Annotated in this window: 9 protein-coding genes; 4 read left to right on the forward strand and 5 right to left on the reverse strand. The window is 41.9% G+C overall.

Translation table 11 applies throughout. The features are described from left to right. Window positions 1-51 precede the first annotated feature (51 nt). The 5 genes from C200_RS07070 to smc form a co-directional block, all read right to left on the reverse strand. Window positions 52-582, reverse strand: a complete 531-nt coding sequence (locus C200_RS07070) for a 7-cyano-7-deazaguanine synthase (protein WP_016210524.1) — start codon at window positions 580-582, stop codon at window positions 52-54. 10 nt (window positions 583-592) lie between these two features. Then, window positions 593-1645 carry a protease SohB gene (gene sohB / locus C200_RS07075; RefSeq protein WP_016210522.1) on the reverse strand — a complete coding sequence of 351 codons (1053 nt, stop codon included), beginning with the start codon at window positions 1643-1645 and terminating at the stop codon, window positions 593-595. Between the two features lie 15 nt (window positions 1646-1660). After that, window positions 1661-3700: an NAD-dependent DNA ligase LigA gene (gene ligA, locus C200_RS07080; protein WP_016210518.1), complete on the reverse strand. Its 2040-nt coding sequence runs from the start codon at window positions 3698-3700 to the stop codon at window positions 1661-1663. Further along, the gene (locus C200_RS07085; protein WP_016210525.1) at window positions 3687-4505 is read right to left on the reverse strand and encodes a cell division protein ZipA C-terminal FtsZ-binding domain-containing protein; all 819 of its coding nucleotides are present in this window, start codon (window positions 4503-4505) and stop codon (window positions 3687-3689) included. Before C200_RS07085 ends, ligA begins: the two co-directional genes overlap by 14 nt. A 66-nt stretch (window positions 4506-4571) precedes the next feature. Further along, window positions 4572-8111 carry a chromosome segregation protein SMC gene (smc, locus tag C200_RS07090; RefSeq protein WP_032126504.1) on the reverse strand — a complete coding sequence of 1180 codons (3540 nt, stop codon included), beginning with the start codon at window positions 8109-8111 and terminating at the stop codon, window positions 4572-4574. A 113-nt stretch (window positions 8112-8224) separates the two neighbouring features. Here smc and cysZ point away from each other — a divergent pair, with 113 nt between their 5' ends. From cysZ to C200_RS07110, 4 genes are all read left to right on the forward strand, one after another. Next, window positions 8225-8944, forward strand: coding sequence for a sulfate transporter CysZ (gene cysZ / locus C200_RS07095; RefSeq protein ID WP_016210517.1), 720 nt, complete (start codon window positions 8225-8227; stop codon window positions 8942-8944). Window positions 8945-9208: 264 nt separating this feature from the next. Further along, window positions 9209-9940 (forward strand): response regulator, encoded by a 732-nt coding sequence (locus C200_RS07100; RefSeq protein ID WP_051307330.1) that lies wholly within the window; start codon window positions 9209-9211, stop codon window positions 9938-9940. Window positions 9941-9957: 17 nt separating this feature from the next. Next, window positions 9958-11895, forward strand: coding sequence for a CHASE domain-containing protein (locus C200_RS07105; protein ID WP_016210521.1), 1938 nt, complete (start codon window positions 9958-9960; stop codon window positions 11893-11895). Between the two features lie 235 nt (window positions 11896-12130). Further along, a complete protein-coding gene (locus C200_RS07110) occupies window positions 12131-12898 on the forward strand; it encodes a hypothetical protein (RefSeq protein WP_016210519.1) in 768 nt (255 codons plus the stop codon). Window positions 12899-13017: the final 119 nt, after the last annotated feature.

Raw genomic sequence — 13017 nt, forward strand, 5'->3', positions numbered from 1 at the left:
ATCATATCTGGAGTTTTACACATTACCCAAGAACCCTCAGGCTCTATTTAACTACTCACTAAAAATTCGCTGTATAAACTTCTTTTTCTTTGACTTAAGCTTACTAACCGGTTCAGGTAGTTTTAAATTAAACTGCTCCGCGGTTTGCTCACGTTTTTTATCGCTCATAAAAAGCAACGGCGTTTGAATCCGAATTGCGGTTGTTGCACTTAAATTAATCAGCTCTTGATAGCTTTGTAACCACTCGACCATATACTCCAGCGTATGCTCTGCTGATGGGTGCAAACCAATAAAAATATCTTGTGCAGATAGCTCCTGTGCCCAATTGACAGCAAAACTTAATAAACTTGAATAATACGTCAGCGCTTTGCTATCAGATAGACTATTTTCATTCATTGCAATCACTTGATGCTCAGCAACGCCAACATCACGCGCGAACTGCTGGGCACTATCCAATTGAAAGTGACGTTTAGGAATATCAAGACTCAAGGCATAAGGTAGATAACCCTGGCTGCGAGCCAAATACAGGCAAAGGCTAGAGTAGCCCCCACCTGAGAGTAAAACAATCGCTTTACGTTGCATGCATCATCCTTTAACGCTTCACTCCTGCTGTTGCTAATTTACCAAGCAAAGCACGTGCCATAACGCCTAAACGGTCAGCTAAGGTTTGTTTTTCCATATAGTTCACCGAGTAAATGTCATGCTCATCCGCACGTGATAATAAATAGTCATCACTCGTGATTAATTCATCCACTAAATTAAGTTCCAAAGCACGCTGGCCAAACCAATGTTCGCCCGTTGCAACTTTATCAATATCTAACTGCGGACGATATTCACCGACAAAGTTTTTAAACAAATAGTGAATATCTTCTAGCTCTTCTTGTAACTTCTCACGGCCTTCTTTGGTGTTTTTACCAAACATCGTCAACGTACGCTTGTAATCACCCGCAGTCAATTGCTCATATTCGACATCATGTTTTTTTAGCACGCGATGAAAGTTCGGCATCTGAAAAACAACACCGATCGAACCTAATACCGCAAACGGTGCAGCTATCACCCGATCAGCCACACAGGCCATTAAATAACCCCCACTGGCAGCTACCTGATCAACGGCAATGGTGAGCTTCACCCCTTTGCTGCGAAAACGGGCAAGTTGTGATGCAGCTAAACCATAGGGACTTACCATCCCCCCGGGGCTTTCCAGCCTAACAACCACTTCATCTTTTTCATTAATAAAGGTGAGCAATGCATCGACTTCTTCACGCAACGCATGCACTGCAGAGGCTTCAATATCACCATCAAAATCCAAGACAAAAATACGCGCGGCAGATGCTGTATCCTCATCAGCCTCAGCCTCTTTACTTTTATTTTTCTTTTTGTCTTTTCTCTCTTGTTTTTCTTCTTTTCTACGCTCTTTTTCTAAGGCCTTAAGCTCTTTTTTATCAAGCACTTCAATTTCAATCGTCTCTTTTAAATCGTCATAATGATCATTGAGCTTTTCAACTTCTAAACTGCCTTTTTGCTTGGCCAAGCGATTTTTCATCGCCAACGCCAACAACCCTGAAAATACGATTAAAATCGCTGCGACCAGTGTCGCCGTTTTTATTAAAAATAAGCCATAATCAGCCAATAGTTGGGTAATCACGAATCGTCGTCTCCTCTAATTAGACCCCAATAACACTTTTAAATCATTTTCATTTTTTACAGGCACACCCAATGCCTGTGCTTTATCAAGCTTTGATCCAGCATTCTCCCCGGCAATCAATAATGTGGTTTTTTTTGATACGCTGCTCGTCACTTTTGCCCCCAACTGCTCTAACTTCTCTTTAACCTCATCCCGTGAAAATTCATGCAAGGTCCCAGTTAATACAATGACCTCACCCTGTAATGTCCGTACTGCTAATAACGGTTTGTCTTGCTCCGGCCAATGCACACCCAGCGCTTGCAAACGCTCAATCAGCTGCTGATTTTCTTCTTGAGAAAAAAATTGCAAAATAAACTGCGCCGTTACCGGGCCGACATCATCCACAGCTCGCAGCTCTTCTTCACTGGCAGCCAGTAATGCAACTAAATTACCAAAACGTTGTGCTAACACCTGAGCCGTTGCCTGACCGACATTACGAATACCCAATGCATATAACAACCGTCCAAACGTCGTTACTTTACTTTTTTCAAGTGCCTCTAACACATTATTGGCTGACTTTTCTGCCATGCGCTCAAGGCCTGCAAGCTGCTCCAGCGTCAGCTGGTATAAATCAGCAGCATCTTGAACAAGTTCTAAATCTACCAGTTGTTCTATCAGTTTTTCACCCAAACCATCAACATTCAGTGCTTTACGACTGATAAAGTGTTTGAGTGCTTCTTTACGTTGTGCCTTACACTGCCACCCCCCCATGCAACGAGACACCGCTTCACCGGCAAGACGCTCAACAACTGAATCACACACCGGACATTTATCTAGCATCACCAATTTAGGGCGTGCTGCATGCGCTTTACTCTGTGTATCATTTTCAATGACGGTCTTAACAATTTCAGGGATGACATCACCTGCCCGACGTACAATCACGCTATCACCAATGCGGACATCTTTACGCTCAACCTCATCCATATTGTGCAAGGTTGCATTACTGACAACCACACCGCCGACATTCACTGGTTTTAGACGCGCCACCGGAGTTAATGCACCGGTGCGCCCGACTTGAAATTCAATTGCTTTTACCAATGTTATTGCTTCTTCAGCCGGCAATTTATGCGCCAAGGCCCAGCGTGGTGCACGCGCAGTAAAACCTAATTTTTCTTGTGCGGCAATATCATCCAGTTTATAAACTACGCCATCGATATCATAATTGAGCTGATCACGCACTTTTAAAATACTCTGATAAAATGCTAAGCAGCCTTTCGCCCCAGTTGCACATCGAGCATCACCATTAACTGGAATACCCCAACGGGCAAGCAGGGCTAAACGCTCATGATGACTCTGTGCTAATTCAATGCCTACCATGTGAGTTAAACTATAAGTATAAAAACTCAATGGCCTACTGGCAGCAACTTTAGAATTTAACTGTCGCAAACTCCCAGCAGCCGCATTACGCGGATTCGCAAATGTTTTTTGATTCTTTTCACGCAACTGATCATTCAGTTTATTAAAGCCAGATTTCATCATAAAAACCTCACCACGCACTTCTAAAAATTCAGGTGGGTTCTTGCTATGTAAACGCAATGGAATCGACTGGATGGTTTTAACATTCTCCGTCACATCCTCACCAGTTGCACCATCACCACGTGTTGCCGCTAATACTAACAGGCCCCGTTGATAATGCAGTGAAATCGCTAAGCCATCGAGTTTTGGCTCACAAAAAAAACACGCATCCTCATCAACCTTTAAGCGCTTAATAAAATCATAAATATCTTGGTCATTAAAACCATTATTCAACGACAACATCGGCAACTGATGCTGCACCTCAGCAAACTCAGCTAAGATAGTACCGCCGACGCGCAGAGTCGGCGAATCCGCTTGCTTTAGCTCTGGATAATCAGCTTCTAATTGCTGCAACTCATTAAACAAACGGTCATATTCACTATCAGGAACCAAGGGGTCATCTTCGGTATAATACGCTTCACTATAAAGATTAAGCTGTTTAACCAGTTCATCCACTCGAGCATCAGGCGCCAACTCACGTTTCAGCTTAGCTGGCGGCATGTTGATCCTTATTAGAATCAGCATCAACACGAGTATCAGCGATCACATGACTCTCATTTTCTTGATACACGTGATTATCGTCTTGCATACTTTCATCAGCTACAATTGATGTTGATTTTGAAGCTGACATAGACTCTGCAACAGCATACGTATTAACTACCGACAAATAATCTGCACTCACACTTGCTTCACTGAGGGTTTCTCGACGCATATTCAATACTCGCCCATCTAACTCAGAAGCAATAGTATGGGTACTTTCCAGTAATTTAAAAAATGACATGCGTGGATTGGTCTGTAAGTCAGGACGTGCAAACACACTCACTGCAGGAATACTCACCATAGCGTTTTTAATATCAAATACGCCCGGAGCAACTGCCGAGGTGATATAAAAATCCACTTCACCTTGTTCATTTTTTGCTTCAAAAACCTGCAGCTCATCATTAAATATTAAACCTGACCTTTTTAATAAACTAAATAACGCATAAGCAAGAAACCCAGTAGATTTAGATTCTATATATATATTCAGAATAATATGATTAGGCTCCGGAGCTCGCACTGATATAGTATCTGCCTGGCGATTATGCTGGCTTTGATTTTGTTGATTATCTTCAGTGTTCTGACGATCAGTAACATCATCGACGATATCATCTTCAGCAAGTGGGTCACCCGAACGCATTTGCAAGGGCCTTTTCACTCCCCACTTACGAATCCGCCACACTTTCAATCGCCTGAGCCCTTCCCAAATAAATACCCACACCAGCAAGATCCCCACCAGCAAAACCAAGACTTTCAAAAATGTTTCCATAAACATTGCCCCTTTAGATTAATGCTCTTTATTTATATTATTTTTAATGTTTATATATTTTGTAATTTATTCTTCAGCCATTTCCAGTGCTTTTTCTATATCGACAGCCACCAAGCGTGATACCCCAGGCTCACGCATAGTCACCCCAACCAGCTGATCGGCCATCTCCATCGCAATTTTATTATGAGAAATAAAAATAAACTGCACGGACTCTGACATCTCTTCAACGAGGCGACAAAAACGTCCGACATTCGCATCATCAAGCGGTGCATCCACTTCATCTAGCATGCAAAACGGCGCAGGATTCAGTTGGAAAATCGCAAAAACCAAGGCCGCTGCCGTTAACGCTTTCTCACCCCCGGACAAGAGGTGAATGGTGCTATTACGCTTGCCCGGTGGATGCGCCATCAAAGCCACGCCTGCTTCTAATAAATCCTCACCAATCAGCTCCAGTGTCGCGCTGCCACCGCCAAACAACTTTGGAAATAATAGTTTAAAATGGCCATTTACCTCATCAAAAGTCTCTTTAAAACGCGTACGTGTTTCTTTATCGATTTTGCGAATCGCCGCTTCTAGCATGTCAAGTGCTTCAGTTAAATCATCATGCTGAGCATCCAAATACACCTTACGCTCAGACTGCGCTGCATATTCATCAATCGCAGCCAAGTTAATCACCCCGAGGCGCTGAATGCGTCGACCTATATCCTCTAAGGCTGCTTCTAATTCTTTGACATCACAGCCTTCTTGGTAAATTTCTAATAGGCCTCTTAATTGAAAACCCGCTTCAACCAGCTGCTCTTCAACGGATTGGCGACGAATAAAAAGCTCTTGCGCTTGCATACGCCCTTGCTCTAAGGCCTCACGCGCATGCGCCACCTGATTCATTTGCTCATGCAATTGTTTTTCAAGCACTCGCACTTGATTTTCATGCGTTTGCGCTTGGTCTTTGACCATTTTTAAGCGATCTTCAAAACTTAATTGGCGCTCTAGTTGTTCGTCCAATAACATACGCTGTTCTTCAAGTGGTTCTTCAAGCCCTGTCCGTGACTGCTCGAGCTCAGCCAAGCGCACCTTATCACGACCGAGTAATTCTTCTAAGCGCTGTAAGGCCGCTTTAATTCCAGCCTGCTCACTCTGCACTCGCTGCAGCTGCATCTGCTTTTGTTGGCACTGGCTTTTCAGTGATTCTAGCTGCTGGCGCGCTTCTTGGGTGGTGCGACTGGCCTCAACACGACCCGACTCCAGCGCTTGCCTTTGCAACTCAAGCTCCGCCATTTTCTCAACGGCAACCTCTAAACGCTGACGTGCGATTTTAATTTCTTCTTGTTCTTCATTAAATAGCTCAAGCGCCTCACTCAGCTCATGTTCAACCACCGCCAAACGTGCACGCACCTGTTCAATACGCGCAAGACGTCCACTCACTCGGGCCTTTACTTCAGCCAGCTCTCTTTGCAGTGCTTGTGCCTGTTGCTGAACACTTTTTACCTGCGCTTCTACCTGCATTAACACCTCTTGACTCTGACTGAGCTGCTCTTCATGCAGGCAAATACTCTCTTCAAGCGCCAGCTCTTGTTGTCTTAACGTCGTTAACTCTTTTTCACGCGCAATCACACCCGACTGACTATCATCACGCTTCGTCACTTTAAGCCAGTTTGCACCCAGCCATAGGCCATCCACAGTCACCACCGACTCGTAACTTTTCAGTTCTGACCTGATCCGCAATGCAGCTAATAAATCCTCAGCTAAATACACATGTTGCAATTGGCTTGGCAAACTTTCACCCGGTTCAATGACATCAGTCAGCTTTAATATGCCAGCCTGATTTTCATGCCCCAGTGCCATCTGAGTATTTACATTTAATGCCAGTGGCTGATCAATGCATATCAAAGACACTTCAAGTTCTGCTACGCTCGCGTTCACCTGGTAACCCGGTGTATATAAGGCTTGTAAATTATCCCCTAATACCGTTTCAACCGCGGTTTCCCAGCCTTCTTGCACCCGAAGACTTTGTGCTAGCTGTTTACTTGCAACCAAGCCTTGTGTCTCTAACCAAGTTTTAACAGAGCTTGCACTATCAGCATCCGCATCAAACAAGGCCGCTTGTTGCAACGCTTCTAATGAGGCTAAACGACCTTTCAATGGATGCAACTCACCACGCTGCTGCTCTAGTGCTTTACGCTGCTGCTCGATCAGTTGGCGCTGCTGAATTAAAAGCTGCTGCTGCTCTTCAGCACCTAGCTGTAATTCTTGCTCTTTTTCCTCAAATTCACGTTGCTGTTCCTGCACATCTTCTAAACCCACTTCCAAACTTATCAAATCGCTATTATGCGTCTCAGCCCTTAGCTTCTCTAAGCGCTGTTGCAAACGTTGGCCTTGCGCTTCCATATGGCGAATACGCGTTTGCTCAACTTCAGCTTCCTGGCGGCATAAGGCCACTTGCTGTAGTAAGCTCTCACGCTCTTTTTCCAACTGCCGATAACTCACCTCTGCTTCTTCTGCAGACAGCACCGCCTCATCAACCGCATTTTGCAATAATTCGGTTTCAGGCTCGAGCGCTTCTTCTTGTGCGCTTAACAGTAGCTTTTGCTTTTCATCAGCTGCTAATTCTGAGCGTGCTTTTTCCAAGCTTGCATTTAAGCGCGTCATTTCCTGGCCTGTTTCACGAATTCGTGTGGTTGCATGCTCAATCTGCTGCTCTAAACGTGAGACTTCATTCCCCGCTTGATAATAGTCCGCTTGACAGGCATGCAGTTTTTCTGATGCTTCACTTAAGGCTAAACGCTCTTTTTCTAAACTCGCATCAATATGCTGCTGCCCTGCGCGCTGCTTCTCGACAATCACTTCATGCTCTTGAATTTTCTGCTGTTCTTGACCATGCTGCGTCTGTAGACTCTTCCAACGCTGAATATACAGCTGGCCTTTCACCTCGCGCTCTTCTTTCTTAAAGTTTTGATATTTCTCAGCAGCTTGTGCTTGTTGATGCAGGCGGCTCAGCTGTTTGCCAAGCTCTTCACGAATATCTCCTAAACGCTCTAAATTTTCACGGGTATGGCGAATTCTGCGCTCAGTTTCTTTACGGCGCTCTTTATATTTAGAAATACCCGCCGCTTCTTCTAAATGCACCCTGAGTTCTTCAGGCTTCGCCTCAATCACTCGGGAAATCATCCCCTGCTCAATAATCGAATAACTTCGCGGGCCCAAACCCGTCCCTAGAAAAACATCCGCAATATCACGTTTACGGCATTTCGTGCCATTTAAAAAATAACTGGATTGGGCTTCGCGATTAACAGTACGCTTGATTGAAATTTCACTATAACTGACATAGGGGCCGACGAGCTTACCTTGGCTATTATCAAAAATTAATTCAATGGTGGCCTGACTCACCGGTTTGCGGGCACTGGAACCACTGAAAATTACATCTGTAATCGACTCACCACGCAAATTCTTTGCTGAGCTCTCTCCCATGACCCAACGCACTGCATCAATAATATTTGACTTACCACAGCCATTTGGCCCAACAATCGCCGCCAACTGGCTTGGTAACTCAACTGTCATCGGATCAACAAATGACTTAAACCCGGCCAACTTAATCTTTTTTAATCTCATAATGCCATTGCACTTAAATTATAATTTTTAATGTTTATCAAGCTACGCCCTTCAGTTTACCACTGAATCAGGTAAAATACCGCCCATTCTACCATGAATCTAGCGGAGCGAATATGTCAGGTTTTCACTATTTTTTAAACGGCTTAAACTTTATTTTAACACCTAAAATGCGCCGCTACCTCTACCTGCCTATTTTGCTTAATATCATTTTACTGCTGGTGCTAAGCTATTTAGGTATTCATGGCATCGAAGTCATTACCAATCACGTGAGCACCAGCCTGCCACACTGGTTACACTTTCTTCGCCCCATTGCGACCATTATTTTAAGCTTAGCCTTAATCACATTACTGGTATTTAGCTTCACTACCCTTGCCAGCATCATCGGTGCACCTTTTTATAGCCTGCTGTGTGAAGCGGTATTACAACAAAAAGATCATCAACTCCCCAAAGATAATATAACCGCGCTGATCAAGGATATGCCCAGACTAATCGGCCGTGAGTTGATAAAATTGCGCTATTCTATCATCCGTGTAATTATCCTCATGATCTTGCTGTTTATCCCAGGTATAAACCTCATTGTCAGTTTATTATGGTTTATCTTTAACTGCTGGATGCAAGCGGTCCAATATATAGATTATCCTATGGATGTATTTAAACACCCCTTTAAGCAAACTCTAACAGTAACTCGCCAAACACCCTTAACCGCCATGAGTTTTGGACTCGTGTGCTTTGTTTGCACAATGATTCCTCTGTTAAACCTGATTGCTATTCCAGCGGCTGTGGCCGGTGGCACTTTATTATGGTCAGAGCGCATTCAACCTCTGCTCAAATAAACAATATTAAGGGGAGCACACATGAGCTCCCTTTTCTGAACTTTTATTCAAAAAATTTAAATACAAATATAATTTTTCTTGATTTATTTGCAACAGGCAATTATTACATACACCCTCACCGCACTCTTAACACTCACACTCTTGCAAGCAATCAATATCATCTCTACGTAGTTTGACTACTATATAGCTATAGAAAACACTTTATTAAGTGTAACAAGCGTGATTTTAAGCGCGCAAGAGTCAATAATTATAGTAAGGAAAATAATGCCATCGTTACTCCTTGTCGATGATGAACCTCACATTATCGATGCCCTCAAACGTTTATTTCGGCGTGAAAAATATACCTTGCATTATGCCTATAGCGCTAAAGAAGGCCTTGATATTTTAGAACAACAGCATATTGATATTATTTTATCCGACCAGCGCATGCCCAGTATGCTAGGCAGTGAGTTTTTAGCCAAGGCTCAAGCACACTACCCACAGACCCTACGTATTATCTTAAGTGGCTATGCAGATACAAAAGAAATTATCAATGGCATTCTCAATAACCATATTCACCAGTTCCTAGAAAAACCCTGGCGCGCCAATGAATTACGAGAACATCTACGTCATTTAATCAATATCATGCACAAAAACCAGCACACTCAAAAAAATCAATCAGATCATCTCTATACACGCACCGCCGCACTCTCTTTTAGCAAAAATGGCACCATAAAATCAATCAATCTTTATTTTTGCGCATTATTAGGTCAAAAACCAGAACAGATCTTATCAGCACCACTGACCTCAGTGATTAATTACAATCAAGAACAGCTTGAAGAAATCCTCAGCTATGTTAATAACCATGGCCACTGGCAAGGCAAAGTCACTCTAACTAACTCAACTCAAGATCACTTTATGATGACCCTTGCTATACTTAAAAAGGCTGAAGATCACGAAAAACACGATGGGTTTATTTATGGCAGCCTCCTCACTGCACTTAGCCATAATCCATAACAATAGAAATTAACCGGATGAAAAATAATATCTACTTAAATAAATTGCCTTCTTTTTTAATCCTCATCACCGGCATCACCATCAGTTTATTTTTATTTTATAGCCTTAACAAATCCCACAATTTAGAAGCATCTAGCCACTTTGAAGAGCTTGCAACTGACACTCAACAAGCCATTCAAAATAATATTAATAAAAATATTGCAGCATTGAACATATTAAAATCTTTCTATGAATCTTCAGATTTTATTAATTTTAATGAATTTACTACATTTACCAATAGCTTATTAGAACGTGATTTAGCCATTCAAGCCTTAGAGTGGATTCCAAACATCCCCCATAGCAAACGCCATGATTACGTCAAAAAAGCCAATCAATTTTTTAAAAATTTCAACATTAAGGAAAAAACAGCACAAGGAAAAATTCTGACAGCAAAAACAAAAACCAACTACTTTCCTGTTTATTATGTCAACCCGGTCAGAGGCAATGAGAAAGCCATCGGCTTTGATATATCTTCTAGCCCAATACGTAATAAAAGTTTAGAAAAAGCAGCACTAACAGGAAGAAACGTCGCCACCCACAAAATTACACTCATCCAAGAAGAAAAAGGCAACAGTTACGGTTTTCTACTGTTTAATCCGGTATACCATTCATCTTCCCCTCAAGACATTTCCCCTAAAAATCTCAAAGGCTTTGTATTAGGAGTGTACAGAATTAATGATATACTCGGTCATGCGCTTAACTTTGCAGCTAAAAGCAACCTCATTATCTTTGTTAAAGAAAGGATCAATAACAACACGCTATCTCCCATTTTTCAAAATAATGGCAAACAAGAAATAAACAGTCATTTAAGCTATCAATCTACCTTCACTGTAGCGGATAAAAAATGGCCAATTACTATCTACCCTTCGAATGATTTTACCAAAGAACATAAAAATCACCTCCCTGTGATTATACTGCTCGCTGGTGTCATTATTTCACTGATATTAGCCGCCTATCTGTGGCTTTTGGTTAACCGCGAAATACGCGTTAAAAACTTAGTTGAAGAACGCACCGAGCAGCTCAATGAGCTCAATAGCAAGCTGACTGTACTTAATGAAGAACTCGATCAAAAAGTCATGGAGCGCACGCAAAAACTCAAAGAAAACCAAGAACAGTTAATTCAATCAGAAAAGCTCGCGTCTATCGGTCAACTGGCAGCCGGCGTTGCTCACGAAATTAATAACCCCATCGGTTACATTATGAACAATATTGAAATAATGGGCGAATACTTAGACTCAATTAAAGCAATCACTCAACAAGCTGAAGCCTGTAGCAAAACACTGACCTCAAATGACATCCAGATAAAAAATAATCAATTACAACAATTAAAAGATATCCTCGAGCAAGAAGATATCAACTATGTCATCGACGATACCGAAAAAATCATTGAACAATCACTCGAGGGCGCTGAAAAAGTCAAGAATATCGTACTCAGCCTCAAATCATTTGCGCATTCAGATACTGATAATAAAGAAGAGTTTGACCTTAATCATTGCATCGAACAAGCATTAACCATCACCCAAAATGAGCTAAAATATAAATGCAAAATCATTAAAAACTTGAGCCCTCTCAACCCACTTTTAGGCTACTCCTCACAAATTGGTCAAGTGATCATAAACTTACTCATAAACGCCGCACATGCCATCAAAGAGTCAGGCACCATTACCATCACTACCCAGCAAATAGCAGGCTTTAATAAGCTCACCATCGAAGATGATGGCCATGGCATTCACAAAGAGCATTTAGCAAAATTATTCGACCCATTTTTTACCACTAAATCTGTTGGTGAGGGCACTGGACTTGGCCTCTCAATTAGCTATGGCATTATCAAAAAACACCAAGGCTCTATCGATATAAAAAGTAGCGTCGGCCAAGGTACAACCTTTACTATTCAGCTACCCAACCACTCTCATTAACCTCAACGCAAATACAGCCAAAAATTAACACAATCTTAATAGATCTGATCTATCAGATTTATAGCAAATAACAATTGCACATCTTGATGTTTTTGAGTCAAACTGGCTTTATAGATTAAACAACTAAAAATATTTAAAATATAAAGGGTTAAATTAATTAAACTGTTGTTCCTAACAAATTTATTAGCAGTCTATCTTCTTAAATTGAAGAAAAGTTATCTCTCAGGAGAAAATCATGCCTAGAATTAAACCAATTATAGTAGACAGTGGAACAGTTGCCCATTCATATCAAAGTCAGATACTCACTACTGGCAGCGATTATGGAAGCCCCTTAGCTTTTAGTAGTGCTGCTATTGTCGCACAATCAAAGAGAGGGCATGGCTTATTCCATGCTACAAACTCGCTTCAAGACCCTAATAATTTTCTTGCATGGCTTAAAGAGGTAAAAGAAGCTTTAGGGGATAAAGTAACATTTAGCATAACAGCCCCTAGATATAATCCAGCTCGCCCTAATCAAGTTTGCCCTTATGAAAAGAGCTTAGAGGAAAAGTGCGAAAGTCTAAAGATCCAGTCAAAGATTCTTCATAACTTAAAAGTGGCAACAAATCCACTTGTTGCGATTAGCCGCGAGGGACTCATCTCAGACAGAGCACTTCTCGTCGAACAGAGTCAGAAGCCCTCCTCTCCAGAGCCAAAACTAACAATATATTTAGAAACGAATCACCACAGAGGAACGGATCGACGTGACCTTGCCCTTTCAGTGGGCCGCAAAGTGGAACTCACGATTGAGCAACTACAGAAGAAAATAGAAACAGATCCCTCGGATAAATCTTCTAACAAGATAAGAGCAGAGGGTATAAAAAAGTTACAACTTCTTCAAAAAGACTTAGATTTATTAGCTAAAGGCCCTCATCAAAGCTTAAACCTAGACTTTGTTAAAATTATTCAGGCAACAATCGCTCGATCTACGAATGGTTTAAAAGGTATAGCGCTCAACGAATAGTTTCTGACATTGACTTCATTACTTGACTAAGCGCTGTCTCTAAATTTATTTCATCTTGATCAAGCTTCATGCGAACCCTATTTTTAAGCGGTGACCATACATGCTCTATCGGGTTTAAA

This window comes from Piscirickettsia salmonis LF-89 = ATCC VR-1361 (assembly GCF_000297215.2).
GTDB lineage: Bacteria > Pseudomonadota > Gammaproteobacteria > Piscirickettsiales > Piscirickettsiaceae > Piscirickettsia > Piscirickettsia salmonis.